Below are 17,138 nucleotides of genomic sequence, written 5' to 3'. Positions count from 1 at the left end.
TTACACCAATGATTTTGATTGTTCTAATGCTCTTTTTTGTAAAACCGCTTTATAATCTCTAGGGATTACTTTGATAAACTTCTCTTTTGTTTCTTCCCAATTATCCAGGAATTTTTGGCCGAGCCCTGAATGAGTAAGTTTGACGTGTCGCTTTATATGGGATTTGATAATTTGGTAATCCTCCTCTTCCAAGAGGTCTATATCTACTAACTCCGGATTGATTTCAGTAATATAATCCTTTAGAATATAGGCGATTCCACCACTCATTCCAGCGGCAAAGTTTCGGCCTATTTCACCCAGATTAATAACCAATCCACCTGTCATGTATTCACACCCATGATCTCCAATCCCTTCGATAACGGCTTTTACTCCGGAATTTCTCACACAGAAACGCTCGCCTCCTTTTCCATTGATATAGGCTTCACCTGAGGTAGCTCCGTAAAATGCCACATTTCCGATAATGATATTTTCTTCTGGGACAAAGCGTGCATTTCTACTTGGGTAAATGATCAATTTTCCGCCAGAAAGTCCCTTTCCGAAGTAGTCATTTGCCTCACCCTCCAATTCAAAGTTTACTCCTTTGGCAAGGAAACCTCCAAATGTCTGGCCTGCCGATCCGTTGAATTTGAAATGAACGGTATCCTCGGGCAAGCCGACACTTCCATAGATTTTAGAAATCTCATTCGAGAGCATAGCGCCCACAGAGCGATCTGTGTTTTTAATTGGGAAATTACCTTCTGAGGCCATTGCTTGCTCCAGGGATGGATGGGCAGCTTTGATTAGCTGTCGATCCAATACCTCCTTAAGTTCAAACTCTTGATCGATTTGCTTAAATATCCCTACGTGATCAGGAACCTCAACCTTGTGGAAAATAGGGCTCAGATCTACTTTATCCCATTTCCAATGATTCAGATGACCAGTAGATTGAAGCACGTTGCTTTGGCCTACCATTTCATCGATCGTTTTGAACCCAAGGGAAGACATGATTTCTCTTAGATCCTGAACTAAGAAATAAAAGTAATTTACCACATGATCCGGATCACCGGTGAAGAGTTTTCGTAGATCCTCATTTTGGGTTGCAATTCCTACCGGACAAGTATTCAGATGGCATTTTCGCATCATAATACAACCTTCAACCACTAATGCAGCAGTAGAAATTCCCCATTCCTCTGCGCCCAGCAAAGTCGCTATTGCGAGGTCACGACCAGTTCGAAGCTGCCCGTCTGTCTGAAGAGTTACTCTGCTTCGAAGGTTGTTTTTTACCAGAGTTTGGTGTGCTTCTGAAAGACCAAGCTCCCAAGGCAAGCCAGCATGACGAATCGAACTGAGCGGAGAGGCTCCTGTTCCTCCATCTGCTCCGGAAATCAGAATTACATCTGCCATCGCTTTTGCCACGCCGGCAGCAACTGTTCCTACCCCGGCTTGAGAAACTAATTTGACATTGATTCTTGCTTTTCGATTGGCATTTTTCAAATCAAAAATCAGCTGTGCCAGATCTTCGATGGAATAAATATCATGATGTGGAGGAGGCGAAATCAATCCCACTCCAGGAGTGGAATGACGCACTCTTCCGATCCAATCATCGACTTTATGTCCAGGAAGCTGACCTCCTTCACCAGGTTTAGCACCTTGGGCCATTTTGATTTGTAATTCGGCAGCATTGGTGAGGTAGTTGCTGGTCACACCAAATCTGCCCGAGGCTACCTGCTTAATTGCCGACCGTTCCCAATCCCCGTTTTCTTTTCGGGCAAAGCGGATCTCATCTTCCCCGCCTTCGCCAGAATTGCTTTTTGCTCCGATTCTATTCATGGCAATGGCAAGCGTGGAATGTGCTTCATGAGAAATCGAGCCAAAAGACATGGCTCCGGTAGCAAACCTCCGCATGATGGAAGAGGCTGGTTCAACCTCATCTATTGGGACAGATATTCGTTTTTTGAATTCAAATAACCCTCTCAATGTCAAAGCATCTTTGCTTTGCTCATTGATTTTTGCTGCAAATTTTTTGTACATCTCAAAGTCATTGAGACGTGTTGATTTTTGGAGTAAATGAATCGTTTCTGGATTGAAAAGATGTTTTTCACCTTTTCTTTTCCATTGGTAAACGCCTCCGGTTTCCAGTATTGGTGATGTGGTTTGATAAGCCGCTCGGTGGCGAATAAGAACCTCTTCAGCGAGTTCGTCAAATGAAATCCCACTGATTCTGGAAATGGTTCCCTTAAAGCATCGGTCAATTACTTCAGGTCCAAGACCGATTGCCTCAAAAATCTGTGCTCCTTGGTAAGACTGGAGAGTACTAATCCCCATTTTTGAAAGGACTTTTAAGAGCCCTTTTCCAATCGCAGTTTGATAATTTGAGAAAAGAGTTTTTCTGTCCTTGATCGTTGGGAATTGACCTTTTTTCCACATTTCAAGTAAAGATTCCAAAGCAAGGTAAGGGTTAACCGCGGAGACACCGTATCCGATGACGGTGGCAAAATGATGAGTCTCTCGTATATCGCCTGATTCCAAAACCAAGCCTGCACTGGTTCTTATTTTTTTCTTTACTAAATGATGATGTACTGCTCCAATTGCCAATAAGGATGGAATAGGAGCATATTCTTCAGTACTATTTCGATCAGAAATGATCAAGATGTTTTTTCCTTCAGCAATAGCTTCTTCCGCTTCATCACAAAGCCTGTCCAATGCTTCTAACAATCTTCCTGGTTGATGATCAGCTTTGAAAAGACTTGCTAAAGTTTTGCAACGATAGCCTTGACCTTCCATATTTTTTATTTTCTCTAGGCTTTCATTTAGTAATACCGGCTGAGAAATATGGATCTGACGTGTGTGTTTTGGACTTTCCTCCAGGATATTTTGCCCGTTACCTAGTCGGGTAAATAAGGACATCACCATGCGCTCCCGAATCGGGTCGATAGGTGGATTACTTACTTGAGCAAATAACTGCTTGAAATAGTTTGAAATGTGTTGGCTTTGTTTGGAGAGTACTGCCAAAGGAGTATCTGCACCCATTGATCCAATTGCTTCATAACCAGTTCCTCCCATAGGAGAAAGGACAACTTTAAGTTCTTCGGAAGTGTAGCCAAAAACGGTTTGACATTTTTTGATGTTTTCCGTCGAATATGGATGGCTCAATGTTTCAGGATCATCCTCTAATCGAAGCTTGATTCGCTGATCATTTACCCACTGTTCGTAAGGTTGCTTTTTACAGATCTCACTTTTTACCTCTTCGTCAAACAATACTTTTCCTTTTTCAAGGTCCGCCCAAAGCATTCTGCCTGGACTGATTCTTCCTTTTTGTTCGATGGTAGCCTCCCTGATAGGTAGTGCTCCGGCTTCAGATGAAAGAATCAAGCGCTTGTCTTTGGTGATAAAGTAACGTAGCGGACGTAAGCCATTTCGATCCAAAGTTGCTCCTACAGATTTACCATCTGTAAACAATAAAGCCGCCGGTCCGTCCCAAGGCTCTACCAAAGAAGCGTGAAATTTATAAAATGCTTTACGGTCTCGATCCATGACCTCATTGTCCTGCCAAGCCTCTGGGACCAGCATCATCATAGCATTTGGAAGACTTCTTCCACTAAGGGAAAGCAATTCCGCCATCGCATCAAGGTTGGCAGAATCCGAGTTCATTTTGTTTGTAATCGGCATGAGCATTGCCAATTCCTCATCAGAGAAAAACTTCGATTTCATCAAGTTTTCCTTCGATTTCATTTTATTCAAATTTCCTCGGATGGTATTGATTTCTCCATTGTGAGAGAGGCATCTGAAAGGCTGTGCAAGTCTCCAGTTTGGGAAAGTATTGGTCGAAAATCTCGAGTGAACAATAGCGAAAGCCGATTCGATTCGAGAGTTTTGAAGGTCTTTGAAGAATGCTAAAACTTGATCTGTTCGTAGCTGACCTTTGTAGATTAGGGTTCGGCTACTTAAACTGGCAAAATAGAATGCATGGTTTACGCCAGGTATTTTATCATTGATTTCGGAAGTCGCAAAATTTCGTAAAACATAAAGTTTCCGCTCCAATTCAATTCCGGTAAGTCCTTTTTTATGTTTGACAAAAAGCTGCTCAATGTTTGGCATTACTTCCAAAGCTCCTGACCCAGGAACAGTCACGTCTACAGGGACAGATCGATATCCAATCAACTCAAAATCCAACTGCTCAATAATTTGGTTTAAAAGTTCCTTTGATTTCTTGAAGAGCTGTTTATTCTTTGGGAAAAAAGTCATCCCTACCCCATAAGAATCCGCCTCTGGCAGATTGATCTCTGTCCGTATAGTAATATCTTTTAGAAATTGATGGGGAATCTGAATTAAGATCCCAGCACCGTCTCCTGTTTTGGGATCGGAACCACGGCCGCCTCGATGCTCCATATTGCTCAACATGTATAGGGCATCGCTGATCGTCTCATGCGAGGGTCCACCACTCAAATCAACAACTGCACCAATACCGCAGGAGTCATGCTCAAACTCCGATCGATACAAACCTTCTTGCATTAGTATTAGAATTTAATAGGTTTAAAATTTCCAAAAATTACAGAAAAATTTTATCCTATTAAAATAATTGCAATAAATCAGGGGGTTTGATGCGGTATTATTTATGAAATTTAACTTTATTGATTTTTTAGCAAAAATGATTTCGAAATAATTTTTTCCGTTTAAAAGTGAAATTAGCCATGCTTTTGCAAGAAATGAGGGTGAAAAAAACCCGCTTTTAAATTAAAAATAGTCATTTTTTGAATTTTAAGTTTCTTTGAAAAAAAATAAGAAAAATTTTCATCTAATTCTTTCTAGACACTTTTTAATAATAAAATCAGGAATTATTATTTATAATTACAGAATTATATTCTGAGTTTTTAGAATTATTGCAGAATAAAAAATCAGTCGGTAAAAGGGTTAAGAGCATCCTTTTCTCCCGACTTCAGATGAACTTTGACCTTTTTGATTTTTCTAGAATCCATAGCCAAGATGGTAAACTCGAAATCTTCGAATAGGATCTTTGTCCCATTTTTCGGGAATTTGGAATTCAGTTCAAGAAGTAAGCCCCCAAGGGATTCACTTTCTCCCTTGACTTCATCAAAAATTTGAGAGTCAAGCTCAAGTTTTTTACAAAAGTCGTTCAAGGATACTTTACCCTCAAAAATAAAGGTGGAGGAGTCTATTTCCTGGAAAAGGAATTCATCTCTATCATCAAATTCATCATTGATTTCTCCTATAATCTCCTCAATAAGATCTTCCAATGTGACCAATCCAGAAGTACCACCATATTCATCTACGACTATGGCCATGTGCACTCTTTTCTGTTGGAAATCTTTTAATAGAGTATCTACCTTCTTGTTTTCTGGAACATAAAAGCTTTTTCTGATCAACTCCCTCCAGGCAAAATCCTCTTCCTGCTCGATATGGGGAAGGAGATCTTTGATATATAATATGCCAAGGATATTGTCAATTGTCTCTTCATAGACTGGGATTCTGGAGTATCCACTTTTATTGATACGATCCATAAGCTCATGAAAGTCTATATCTACGTCTACCGCAGTGATATCCATTCTGCTGCGCATAACCTGCTTTACAGTCAAGGTTCCAAAGTTTACAATACCTCTCAAAATATCTTTTTCTTCGGAAGGAGTATCTTCAGTGGTAAGTTCTAGTGCTTGATTCAGTTCATTTACAGAAAGGGAATAGCCTTTTTTCTTTATCCGTTTTTCTAATACATCGCTAAATGCCATCAGAAAGACAGAGATTGGCTTTAGAATAGTCGAGAAGAAAGCAATAGAAGGTGACATTATAAGACTAAACTCCTTTTTTGCCTTGTTTGCGTAGACTTTTGGAACAATCTCTCCGAAGAAAACAATCGCAAAAGTAACTCCTACGGTCTGCACTAAAATAATTACAATTCCAGTGGCATTGGTCCCAAAAATAGACCAGGCCACAAAAGTCGTTAAGGTGACTATTCCAATATTGATCAGGTTATTCAGAATCAGGATCGTACTGAGGAGCTTTTTTGGGGATTCAATAAGTTCCAATACTTTTTTCCCATTTGGGCTGTTGGATTCTCCTATTTCTTCTAAGTCTTCATTCGAAAGCGAAAAAAAAGCAACCTCTGATCCTGAAACTAAGGCTGAGCAGATGAGAAGCAAAATAAAAATCAAGCTATTTAATATCAGATAGCTTGCAGAGGGGGCATTAATCTGTCCTAATAATTCTAGACTCGGGTAGGGATCGTCCATGTATAAACCAAAGTGGTTGGTGCAAAATTAAAAAAATCCCCTGAAAACTAATCCAGGGGACTCAGATATTAAAATGGAAGATCATCATCTGCTGAATCAGCCTCCATCATTGGTGGGTTTGGCGAAGGCGCTGATGCTGTAGCTTTCGGTTGGTAGTTTTGAGCCGCAGGTGCTTGATTACCCATTCCAGATCCGCTTCCTTCGGGTTTAGCTCCAAGCATAGTGAAACTAAGCACCCTGATCTTCATCCGTTTTCTATTTTGACCTTGTTCATCAGTCCACTTGTCGGATTTGATCTTTCCTTCCACATAGATTTGACTTCCTTTTTTGAGGTATTGTTCGGCAATTTTGGCTTGCTGACCCCAGAGTTCAAGATCGTGCCACTCTGTTTGTTCTACTCGGTTTCCACTTCGATCCTTATAGGCCTCAGTGGTTGCAAGACTAAGATTTGCTACAACATTATCTCCCTCCAAATATTTTACTTCTGGGTCTGCGCCAAGATTCCCCACTAATATTACTTTGTTAACTCCTGCCATATTTTTTTCTTTGTTTTATTTTCGAAATTCAACTTGATGAAGGTACTCAAATCTTAGTATCGTTCAAAAAGTTGACTATTAACTTTGGCTTTGCCAGATATTCAACTCTTTCTTCTTCCACGAGTAAAAGACCTTGGTTTTCACACCATTGGGCTAATTCTGCAGTCTTTTCACCTGGAATTTTGACTTCGGAGAACTTAGCATTCAATTTCTGATGTGACAAAATGTGTCGGTATTTTTTCGGATAGGGTTTTATGCTTTCAGGTTTTGGGAAGCCTTTGCTTTCATTCTCGTTTATAGAAAAAATCCCTTCTTGAGGAAAGTCATGTAGCCCTTCCCAAATGTCTCCAGAGGTTCTTTTATTCCAGACGGATTGATTTCCGCATTTGATTACATAATAATGTAGATCTCGCTCCTTCACTTTGGTTTTGTTGATTTTAAGTGGGAGTGAAGTAACTAGGTCCTTTTGGAAAGCAAAGCATGAATTTGCTAAGGGACAAGAATCACAGTCCGGATTTTTGGGAACACACATTCTTGCTCCAAAATCCATCATTGCTTGATTGAATTCGGCAGGATTTTCAGTTGGAATAATTGAATTGGCCAGCGATTCAAATTCTTTTTTACCTGCTCCACTCGCAATATCAGTAGCTATTCCATAATACCTTGCCAGTACCCGGAATACATTCCCGTCTACCACGGCTTTTTTTTCACCAAATGCAAAACTTGAAATTGCTGCTGCAGTGTAGCTACCTACACCTTTTAATTTTAGGAGGTCCGCATAATTAGCTGGAAATTTTCCATTCAAGTCAAACCAAATCGATTTTGCGCAAAAATGAAGGTTTCTTGCCCTGCTATAATAGCCCAAACCTTGCCATAGTCTCAGTACATCTTCCTCTGGTGCCAAGGCCAAATCCTTGATTGTTGGATAACTCTTTACAAAAGCTTCGTAATAGGGCATGCCTTGGGCAACTCTTGTTTGCTGTAAAATGATCTCAGATAGCCAAATTTTATAAGGATCTAACGTGTTTCTCCAAGGTAAATCTCTTGGATTTTCACGGTACCAACGAATTATTTGATAAGAAAAAGCCTGATAGTCAGTAGGATTAGGAGTCATAGGTAAATAAAATCAGTTATACAAACCAAGCTAATTTTTCTGAATATGTTTTTTAATTGCGTAGGTTCTTGTACATTTGCAGTCCCAAAAACACTTGGTTAATAGGTTGTTAAGCTTATTTCATAATTTCTAAATAATTTAACAGTGACAAAAGCAGAAGTAATTAGCAAGATTGCAGATAAAACTGGAATCCAGAAAGACGATGTAACACAGACAGTTGAGGCATTCTTCAAAGTAGTGAAGGATTCAATGGCTGAAGGAGATAACATCTACGTGAGAGGATTTGGTAGCTTCATCAACAAGAAGAGAGCTAAGAAAATCGCCCGTAACATTTCAAAGAACACAGCGATCGTTATCGATGAGCATTACATTCCGGCTTTCAAGCCATCGAAAGTGTTTATTGAGAAGATCAAATCGAGTAAAAAAATTAAGGACCTTGCTCCTCAGGACTAAGCCTGTAGAGAATTGACATGAAAAGATCTCAGCTCATTTTATTGCTTGTCGGGGTCGTTGCAGTCGCAGGACTGTATGCACTACCTAAAGTAGTGGTGGATAATGAAGGAGAGGCAGATGGAATTTCGCAAGAAAACCAGCCCGAAACTTCAGAGTCAGCCAATCCAATAGCGATGCATGATGCTGAGATCTCTCTTGATCAAGCTGAAGAAATTAATACTCTTAAGCTACAGATTACGGCTAATTCCACCCAAAAAGATTACGTATCTTCAGCAGATGGATTGGCTTCAATTTATCAAGAGCTCGGAATGTATGACAGTGCAGGATATTTTTTAAGCTTAGCGGCTGATAAGTATCCTTCCGATGAACTATCCGAAAAAGCAGGAAATGCCTATTATGAGGCTTTTGGCTTCGCTCTGGATGCTGATAAGGTGTCTTTCACAGCCGATCAAACTCGAAAGTATTTAACACAGGTGCTTGATAAAGATCCAGCACGATTAGATTTGAAAACAAAAATAGCGATGACCTATGTGTCTTCGTCCAACCCTATGCAGGGGATTACGATGCTGAGAGAAGTTTTGGCAGAAGATCCAACTAATGAGGATGGACTATTCAATATGGGAATCCTATCCATGCAATCTGGCCAGTACAAACGAGCCACCGAACGATTTGAGGAATTGATTCAATATCATCCAGACAATCTTCAGGGACAGTTTTATCTGGCGGTGAGCTATTTTGAAGCGAATCAAAAGAATAAAGCAAAAGCTCAGTTCGAGAAAGTGAAGGAAATGACACAGGATGAAATGATTCTGGGAAGTATCCAAAGCTATCTTGACAAGCTGTAAATTATTGTATCACAACTAAATCCAAAGACTATGCCTTGCGGAAAGAAAAGAAAGAGACATAAGATCGCTACGCACAAGCGTAAGAAAAGACTAAGAAAAAACAGACATAAGAAGAAGTAATACACTTCTTCTTATTCTCATTTTAGTACAACGTTCATTTACATTATTAATTAGAGACTTTGAGTACGGAATTGTTAATCGATTCTGCTCAAAACGGGAGTCGTATTGCTCTTCTCGAAGATAAAAGTTTGATTGAGTTGCATTCCGAAGGGATGGACAACCAGTTCAAAGTTGGAGATATTTACCTCGGCACGGTCAGAAAAATAGTCAATGGGCTTAATGCCGCATTCATTGACGTAGGATACGAGAAGGATGCATTCCTTCACTATCAAGACTTGGGGCCAAATTTCAACAGCTTGACAAAGTTCACCAAGCAAGTTCGCAACAACAATTACAGCAATTACATGCTGAAAGGCTTCGAAAACGAATCTGAGATAGATAAGATTGGAAAAATCTCCAGTCCGCTATCCAAAAACCAGCAAATACTGGTTCAGGTCGTCAAAGAACCTATATCTACGAAAGGCCCCCGACTATCCTGTGAGCTCTCTCTACCCGGTCGTTACCTTGTGCTTGTACCCTTTTCGGACTCAGTCAATGTGTCTAAAAAGATCAGAAGCAGCGAGGAAAGAAAGCGTCTTCTGAGACTCATCAATTCTATCAAACCCGCCAACTTCGGAGTAATCATCCGGACAGTAGCTGAAGGCCAATCCGTAACGGAATTGGATAAAGACCTTCGAAATCTTCTAACTAATTGGGAAGAGGGAATGAAAAAATTGCTGAAAGCTAAGAGTCGTGATAAGATCATTGGAGAGATGAGTATGGCCTCCTCACTCGTGAGAGACTTACTCAATGAATCATTCGACGCAATCACTGTAGAAGAAGAATCAACTTACGATCAGATCAAATCCTACATCAGGACTATAGCCCCTGAAAAAGAAAAAATTGTCAAGCTTCACAACGGTAAAGCTAAGTTATTTGAAAGTTTTGGAATAGAAAAGCAGATCAAAAGCCTCTTTGGACAGACGGTCAGCCTCCCGCAGGGAGGATATGTGATCATCGAGCATACCGAAGCCCTTCACGTCATCGACGTGAATAGTGGAAATAAGTCCAATCAGGAAAGCGACCAAGAATCAACAGCATTAAAAACAAACCTGGTCGCTGTGAAAGAAATTGCCAGACAACTTCGCCTCCGAGATATGGGGGGAATAATCGTAGTCGATTTTATCGACATGAAGCGTGCCGAGAATAAAAAGGTAATCTTCGATGCGATGAATTCAGAAATGAAGTCTGACAGATCAAAGCATACAGTATTGCCATTGAGCAAGTTTGGACTGATGCAAATCACCAGACAGCGTGTAAGGCCGGAGGTCAATATTGTGACCAAAGAAACCTGCCCGGCTTGTAATGGTACCGGCAAAATCCAAGCCTCCATTCTGGTGGCGGATAAGCTGGAAAAAGATCTGGAGCATATGGCTACTATCCAAAACGTGGACAAAATCCAAATCGGGCTGCATCCCTATCTGCACGCATACTTTACCAGTGGCATGATTAGCCAGCGAGTGAAGTGGTTTTTCAAGTATTACAAATGGGTTAAACTGATCAAAGATTCTTCCCTGCCGGTGACGGAATACAGATTCCTAGATGAATCTGGAGAGGAAATCGAACTAATTGTAAAAAGCGAGACTGATTAGTCTCGCTTTTTTTTATAGGTATTTTTTTTAACCGCAAAGGAAACGCAAAGAGCACGGCTAGAAACTGGAATTAGTTTTATCCTTCTTTTTTAGCTTTAATTTTCGAGAAATCTAGTCTAACAAAAGCTACCTCATCTTCGGATTGAGGGTACCCTATATATAGATAATATCCATAAGGAGTGGAAAAACCACGTGTTAAAAAGGGTAAAACCACCTCTCCAATTTTTTCAAAATCACTATCTAAAACCACTAGTTTTGTGAGTGGTAATTTACCTTCATTTCGGTTTTGTTCAGTGTCAACTGTTATGATAGCTTCACGTAGATACACTTGAGACTTAGGATCGTAATCTACCCAGCTAAATTGACTGCTGTTGTAATTAGGTAGAAAAGCTGTGTATTCTCCCCTTTGTTCAGTTCGGCCAACTAAAAATTCCATCTTATCATTTATTCCAGCATATACCCATTTTTGTGAGTTGGAAGAAATAACAAGAAGGGAATCGTCAGCTGGAAATGAAATCAAATGAAACCTATTGATTTTATCATACCCATTTTGGTACGTGGCAAAGTTCGGATCGTCTAGGAACTCTTTGTATTTGCCTGGATATTTGAACTTGATATAATTGATAGAACTGTCTTTCGGATCAAATTCAAGGAGCCAGTTTTCATAATCCAGTAAAGACTCTTTTAGTACAAAAGGGACATCAGGAATGAGGATCTTTCCATCGATATTCAAGGCTTTTGTTCCTTTCAGGGTATTATAATTGATTGCCATCCTTTCTGTTGGTCCTTCGGGTAAATCATACCGCATGATGACTTTTCCAAAATGATCAGCTCGAATTAGTTCCTGAAAGGATACAAACCAAGCGGAGGAATCATCAGTAAAATTGACCTGCAAAAAACTTCCTATACCATCTGGTCCTTCTTCAAAATAAAATTGATCACGAATCAATTTGCCTTCTGGAAAGCTGTATTCGAGGTATCTATTTTTTCGTGAGGTCATAAGAAATTCCTTATCTCCTCTTTTAATGTAATTAAAGTTTGTCCCCAGATCTTTTGTAACCGTATCCTTTTCCAAATACAGTGTGTCGACAATCAAGTCCTCCAATTGAAGGATGGAGATCTTCTTAACTTCAGTAGATTGACATGCAAAAAGGACCCAAATTAAAGACAGGGGGAATAGTTTAAATTGTTTCATAGCTTAAGAATTAACTCAACTAATGTAATAAAATAAAAAAATTTTCTTCAAAATGGTGATACATGACGTCTCTTTTATGTGAAACTATTTCGCTGGAGATTTTCGAGCCAAGTGAGTTGTTCCTGCTTACGGTCGGAATCTAGTTTCTGTTCTTCCATAGTTTACCTTTTAACCATCTAGCCAAGTTTTGAAGTCGGCGGTCTTCTCTCTGCTGATCAAGATATCTTCATCTGAACAATTGACCAACTTTACTTTTAATCGGCTATTTGAATAGGTGAAAATTTCGGAAATAGAGGGGAATGAACAAAGGTATTTCCGATTTAGTCTGAAAAAGGAATCCGGATCTACTTGACTTTCCACCTGCTCTAAGGTTTGATCAAGAACAAATTGTTTTCCTGAAGTAGTCTGTAAAAAGGTAACACGTGCTTCACTATAAAAAAACGCAATCTCCTCAACCGTGATACTTTGAATCTTCTCTCCATATTTCACCAAAAATCGTGTTTTGAAATTAGCAACTTTGGGGGCAAGCATGGCTTTTATAGCTTCAAAATCTAAGCTCGGCTTCAGTTGGTTTGCTTTGTATTTTGAAATTGATCTGGCCAATTCTTCGGGGTCGACTGGCTTCAGTAGATAGTCAATCGCATTGACCTGAAAGGCTTTTATGGCATATTGATCGTATGCAGTTGTAAAAATAATGGGTGTGGATAGTTTTACTTGTTCGAAGATCTCAAAGCTGATTCCATCAGCCAATTGAATGTCACAAAAGATTAGATCTGGAGCTGGATTATCTGAAAACCATTGAATCGATTTCTTAACTGAATCTAAACCTTGAACAAATTCTTCTCCCACAAAATGCTGCTCTAAGAGCCTTATTAATCGGTTTGCGGCAGGGCGTTCATCTTCTATGATTACTATGATCATGTGGATAACTTTAAAAGAGGAAGCTTTACTATAAATTCATCAGCGGTCTGTATCACTTGGATTTCTTGATTACTAAGTAGCTCATATCGCTTTCGAATATTCGCTAATCCTATTCCGGTTGAGGGCTCGTTCAAGTTCTTCTTTGGTTGAAAAGTGTTACTTATCCACAATTCGTTTCCTTCTCGAATGATTTGAATAAATAGAGGATTCTCTTGACTAGCTTCATTGTGTTTGATTGCATTTTCAAGTAAAAGTTGCAAAGAAAGTGGAGGAAGAAAAAGGGGTTCAGTACCCGTAGCTTTGATATTGTAAATCAGGTTTTCTTCAAATCGTATCTTTTGCAACTCCAGGTAGTTTTTAGCAAAGTCCAACTCCTTTTCCAAAGCGACCAATTCCTCCTGTTGTACCTCAAGGACATACCGGTAGATTTTTGAAAGCTTAAGAATAAATGCGGCCGAGCGATCCGCATCCTCATAGACTAGATTGGAAAGTACATTTAAGGAATTAAAGAGGAAATGGGGATTAAGTTGGTCTTTTAAACTTTGGTATTGGCTTGCCATCATTTCTGTTCTAAGTTTTTCTGCTTCTGTGGCTGATTTTTTCCATTCCAAGAGCCAAGAACGGGTAGTAAACAATGACATGAATACGAAAGCGATGATCATTGGCTGTTTAGTAAATTGTACTAAATAATCCCATCGAACATCAGCTAGGGTAAAATGCCCATAAAACCAAGAAATGAAAAATGCAATTAGAAATGTGGCTATGAAGCAATAGATTAGGTATGTGATGACAGTCAGGATTAAACGCTTGATTGGCTGACTGATCCAAGAGATTCTTGCCTCGTAATAATCATCTACCCTACTTCCTCCAAAGCTTAATACCGAAGAAAATAAAAAGGCAAAAATGAAATCTTCCCTTGCTGAAATCAATCCTTCCCAGGATAACAGACAAGAGGGACAATATACAGGGATCAAAATGACGGCGATCATGAAATTAATCCCAATGAATTTTGGGAAGCTTGTCCAAAGCCCACTTATTGCTTGAATCTTCTTTTGCTGTATTACTGTTGGCATCGGATTGAAGTTAAATAAAAACAAGCAAAACCTTTCAAAAGTAATTTTTGAAAGGTTTTGTTTAGGGATATATATTGTAAACAATTAAATTAAAATCAATTACAATTCTTCATTAATTCCACCATTTGATCTTTCCCCCAAGTAGGAAGAATATATGTCTCGCTAACCTTTTCTTCTTCGTTTTGATATAGTTCCATACTCATTCTAGCCATTCCACAAGCCCTTTCTGGACCTGATCCAAAGAATTTTGACATTCCCAGCTCCATCTGCGACATCAAATTCACTGCCCTTGGATTGCTCCGATCTTGTGCGATAGCTTTTCCAAATAGCTCCATCACTTGTGGACTTAGGCTTTGACCACGACTTCCTGGATCTAGGCTGATTTTTCCCATCAGGATATAGCCATGAAGTGCTGTGATTTCAGAATTGGATGGGGAGATTTGAGCCGCTTTTTTTGTGATTTCGAGTGCTTGATCAAAAAATTGATCCTTGTTTACATCAAATCTAAATGCAGATTCAGTTTGGGTTAAAGCAGCGTAATAAAGTGGAAGCCACTCACCTTCATTTGCTTCGGCAATTCTCATAAAACCATTGATGACATCCTGCGCTTCTTCAGCTGTCTGAATTATACTTTTTGACTTTAATTGTTTGATCATTGCTTCTTCAAACGCAGATTCAGAAGCGAAACTTAGAGTTATCCACAAAATGGAAAGAGCAGTTGTTAAAATGTACTTTTTCATAATTTATTGATTAGAGGTTGTTTAAGTTATTTGCTGTTTTGTCTTTTGAAAGCGTTAGGAAAATTCCCAAGAATAGAAATCGAGGAGCAACTTGTCCTTGAGGAATTGATTCAAAGATTCCCTGTGAATTAGCCTTAGGGCTAAATGTGTAGCCAAAAACATTATCTCTGCCCAGCACATTAGTGCAGGCTAAATGAATGATTAGGTTCGGTTTTGGTAAATAGCTCCAGGACAAACTTAGGTTTTGAAAGCTCTTGGTTTTAGAGTTCATCTCCGAGTTATCCACATTTGGATTTGTAAAGGAATAGCCATCATTGTAGGCAAAAGAAGCTCCGAGTTGGGATTTGAGAGGAGTTATAAAATGCTTGACTACAATTGAAAGGTTATGCTTTGGAGCGAAACTTGGTTGAACTTCAGTTTGAAATTGGTTAAAGCTTCGCTTGCTGTCCACAAAGCTGTAAGTCACCCAATAGTCTGTATTTTTGAATGTCTGACGATCTCTGAAGAAAAAATCAATTCCTTTGGCATAACCAGATCCACCATTTTTCAATAATTCTGGATTGTCAGGAGATCCTTCAAACGTCACCAGATTTTCATAAGACTTGTAAAAGGTTTCTGCTCGAAATGTAAATCCATCTTTTGAAAACAAGTAGTTTAAGATCAGGTGATTGGATTCCGAATTTTGAAGATCCGTGTTCAAAACCCGAAAGTTATCCACAGGCAGTTGATGAAAGCTACCTGCGGCAAATGATAATTGGCCTTTTTCTTTTAACTGATAGGCTACAGAGAATCTTGGGTCCAACCATTTTTCTTCCGAAACACTACTTGCCCCACCTCGAAGACCCCCACGGAATACCAAATCCTTGTTTAGATATAAATCCCATTCAGTAAACAAATATGTTTCGCGGTCATCAAAATCTCTTATCCAACCTTCTCGGACTAATTTTTCTGAGTATGGATGAATGAAGTGCTCTACACCGAATTTTGCAGAAAGCCGATCTGAAAAATCTTTAATAGCCGTTCCTTTGATGTGGATAAGTTCATTCCTTCGTTCAATCTGAAGGCTGTCATAGCCAATCTGGTCAAGGTTCTTGGAATATGAGATTCCAGTAAAAATCGTCCATTCATTTTTCAGAATTGTTCTCCAATTTGCTTGTGCATAGCTGTAATCATTTTTCAGGTCAACCAAAACTTTGCGATCTGTTCCTGGCAGTTGCTGCCAAAGACTCATTCCACCTGATTCAGTTCTAGCCATTACTTTAAGCAGGCCATTTTTACCTGTTTTCTTTTGGGCGGCGACTTCCAAATCCCAAGCATTTGGAGCTGCTTCAAAATCAATTTCTTGTTTGATCAGATTTTGATAGGGTTGAAGATTAAAGTAGTTCGCGCTCGCTGTAATACTTTGTTTTTCATTTGCTAGAGTATGTGAATATCCTCCTCCGACTGACATTATGCTCAAATCTCCTTGGCTTCGTATCGAAAGGTCCTTTGTATTCAGTGCCAAAGCTGAGGAAAGTGCTTGGCCATATTCTGCAGAATACCCTCCCGTGCTAAAGAATGTTCCTTTGAATAGGTTTGGGTTAAAACGTGTGCGTGATGGTACATTTCCTGCTGTGGTCCCATAGGCATTACCGACACGCATCCCGTCGATATAGATTCCCACTTCACTTGCATCTCCACCTCTTACGAAAAGGCGACCGTCATTTCCAACAGTACTTGTGCCGGGTAGAGTTTGGAAGGCACCCATGATATCGCCCATTGCACTTGGTGTGGTGACAATATCGAGTGGTCTAAGAATCACTGATTTTCCTTCATCGGAAGCCTCCATAGCTCCTGCTGAGATAGTCACGGAATTCATTTCGGTGATTTCTTCTGTTAGGATAATGTTCTCTATTTTTAAAAGTTCGGCTTTGCACTCGATACTGATTTGGCTGGATTTGAAACCCATAAACTGGAATACTAAAATCTGATATCCTTCTAACTCAGTTTCAAAACGGTAACTACCATCTATTTTGGAGGTTGCTCCGTCGTATCCTCCTTTTATAAAAATGTTTACTCCCGGTAGAGCAATTCCTTTTTCATCCAAGACTATTCCACTTATGATTGTTTGACCAAAAGCAACTGTCTGGAACAGGATAAAGTAAATCAGGAGAATAAATTTCGCTTTCATTTCGATTTGTATTTGAATCAAATCTGCAAAAGGGTACTTGAGATAAAAATTTAACCTGACTGAAGCGTGGTTTTTTGTGACTGAAGTGTAAAATACCTTGATTGAAAAAAATTGGG

12 protein-coding genes are annotated in these 17,138 nt (G+C 39.5%); 3 read left to right on the top strand and 9 right to left on the bottom strand.

Annotation, left to right across the window (positions count from 1 at the left end):
* From gltB to mutY, 4 genes are all read right to left on the bottom strand, one after another.
* Window positions 1–4,491: a glutamate synthase large subunit gene (gltB, locus tag P8O16_RS02985; RefSeq protein ID WP_300310712.1), complete on the bottom strand. Its 4,491-nt coding sequence runs from the start codon at window positions 4,489–4,491 to the stop codon at window positions 1–3.
* A 383-nt stretch (window positions 4,492–4,874) separates the two neighbouring features.
* Entirely contained in the window at window positions 4,875–6,224 is a 1,350-nt protein-coding gene (gldE, locus tag P8O16_RS02980) for a gliding motility-associated protein GldE (protein ID WP_300310710.1), read from the bottom strand.
* Between the two features lie 68 nt (window positions 6,225–6,292).
* Complete coding sequence (locus P8O16_RS02975; RefSeq protein ID WP_075348687.1) at window positions 6,293–6,760, bottom strand: single-stranded DNA-binding protein; 468 nt, start codon at window positions 6,758–6,760, stop codon at window positions 6,293–6,295.
* Window positions 6,761–6,806: 46 nt separating this feature from the next.
* On the bottom strand, window positions 6,807–7,874 hold the full coding sequence (gene mutY, locus P8O16_RS02970; protein WP_300310707.1) for an A/G-specific adenine glycosylase: 1,068 nt from the start codon (window positions 7,872–7,874) through the stop codon (window positions 6,807–6,809).
* 144 nt (window positions 7,875–8,018) lie between these two features.
* On the opposite strand from mutY, the gene P8O16_RS02965 reads away from it, so the two are divergent.
* The 3 genes from P8O16_RS02965 to P8O16_RS02955 all read left to right on the top strand — a co-directional run bounded on the left by P8O16_RS02965 (window position 8,019) and on the right by P8O16_RS02955 (window position 10,923).
* The gene (locus tag P8O16_RS02965) at window positions 8,019–8,327 is read left to right on the top strand and encodes an HU family DNA-binding protein (protein WP_075348685.1); all 309 of its coding nucleotides are present in this window, start codon (window positions 8,019–8,021) and stop codon (window positions 8,325–8,327) included.
* A gap of 17 nt (window positions 8,328–8,344) precedes the next feature.
* On the top strand, window positions 8,345–9,172 hold the full coding sequence (locus P8O16_RS02960; RefSeq protein ID WP_300310703.1) for a tetratricopeptide repeat protein: 828 nt from the start codon (window positions 8,345–8,347) through the stop codon (window positions 9,170–9,172).
* Window positions 9,173–9,351: 179 nt separating this feature from the next.
* Window positions 9,352–10,923 carry an Rne/Rng family ribonuclease gene (locus P8O16_RS02955; protein WP_300310701.1) on the top strand — a complete coding sequence of 524 codons (1,572 nt, stop codon included), beginning with the start codon at window positions 9,352–9,354 and terminating at the stop codon, window positions 10,921–10,923.
* A gap of 76 nt (window positions 10,924–10,999) precedes the next feature.
* Here the strand turns inward: P8O16_RS02955 and P8O16_RS02950 are convergent, their stop codons facing one another.
* The 5 genes from P8O16_RS02950 to P8O16_RS02930 all read right to left on the bottom strand — a co-directional run bounded on the left by P8O16_RS02950 (window position 11,000) and on the right by P8O16_RS02930 (window position 17,022).
* The gene (locus tag P8O16_RS02950) at window positions 11,000–12,118 is read right to left on the bottom strand and encodes a DUF4221 family protein (RefSeq protein ID WP_300310699.1); all 1,119 of its coding nucleotides are present in this window, start codon (window positions 12,116–12,118) and stop codon (window positions 11,000–11,002) included.
* Window positions 12,119–12,286: 168 nt separating this feature from the next.
* A complete protein-coding gene (locus tag P8O16_RS02945; protein ID WP_300310697.1) occupies window positions 12,287–13,039 on the bottom strand; it encodes a LytTR family DNA-binding domain-containing protein in 753 nt (250 codons plus the stop codon).
* Complete coding sequence (locus P8O16_RS02940) at window positions 13,036–14,112, bottom strand: sensor histidine kinase (RefSeq protein ID WP_300310695.1); 1,077 nt, start codon at window positions 14,110–14,112, stop codon at window positions 13,036–13,038. Before P8O16_RS02940 ends, P8O16_RS02945 begins: the two co-directional genes overlap by 4 nt.
* 95 nt (window positions 14,113–14,207) lie before the next feature.
* Window positions 14,208–14,852, bottom strand: coding sequence for a hypothetical protein (locus P8O16_RS02935; protein ID WP_300310693.1), 645 nt, complete (start codon window positions 14,850–14,852; stop codon window positions 14,208–14,210).
* A gap of 10 nt (window positions 14,853–14,862) precedes the next feature.
* Window positions 14,863–17,022: a TonB-dependent receptor gene (locus tag P8O16_RS02930; RefSeq protein ID WP_300310691.1), complete on the bottom strand. Its 2,160-nt coding sequence runs from the start codon at window positions 17,020–17,022 to the stop codon at window positions 14,863–14,865.
* Between the last annotated feature and the right edge of the window lie 116 nt (window positions 17,023–17,138).

The organism is Algoriphagus sp., assembly GCF_029254265.1.
Taxonomy (GTDB): Bacteria; Bacteroidota; Bacteroidia; order Cytophagales; family Cyclobacteriaceae; genus Algoriphagus.
This window is presented reverse-complemented; position numbering and strand designations above follow the sequence as displayed.

Excerpts from the sequence above, each read along its gene's own strand:
- gltB (WP_300310712.1), bottom strand. The coding sequence starts at position 4,491 with ATGCAAGAAGGTTTGTATCGATCGGAGTTTGAGCATGACTCCTGCGGT.
- gldE (WP_300310710.1), bottom strand. The coding sequence starts at position 6,224 with ATGGACGATCCCTACCCGAGTCTAGAATTATTAGGACAGATTAATGCC.
- P8O16_RS02975 (WP_075348687.1), bottom strand. The coding sequence starts at position 6,760 with ATGGCAGGAGTTAACAAAGTAATATTAGTGGGGAATCTTGGCGCAGAC.
- mutY (WP_300310707.1), bottom strand. The coding sequence starts at position 7,874 with ATGACTCCTAATCCTACTGACTATCAGGCTTTTTCTTATCAAATAATT.
- P8O16_RS02960 (WP_300310703.1), top strand. The coding sequence starts at position 8,345 with ATGAAAAGATCTCAGCTCATTTTATTGCTTGTCGGGGTCGTTGCAGTC.
- P8O16_RS02950 (WP_300310699.1), bottom strand. The coding sequence starts at position 12,118 with ATGAAACAATTTAAACTATTCCCCCTGTCTTTAATTTGGGTCCTTTTT.
- P8O16_RS02945 (WP_300310697.1), bottom strand. The coding sequence starts at position 13,039 with ATGATCATAGTAATCATAGAAGATGAACGCCCTGCCGCAAACCGATTA.
- P8O16_RS02940 (WP_300310695.1), bottom strand. The coding sequence starts at position 14,112 with ATGCCAACAGTAATACAGCAAAAGAAGATTCAAGCAATAAGTGGGCTT.
- P8O16_RS02935 (WP_300310693.1), bottom strand. The coding sequence starts at position 14,852 with ATGAAAAAGTACATTTTAACAACTGCTCTTTCCATTTTGTGGATAACT.
- P8O16_RS02930 (WP_300310691.1), bottom strand. The coding sequence starts at position 17,022 with ATGAAAGCGAAATTTATTCTCCTGATTTACTTTATCCTGTTCCAGACA.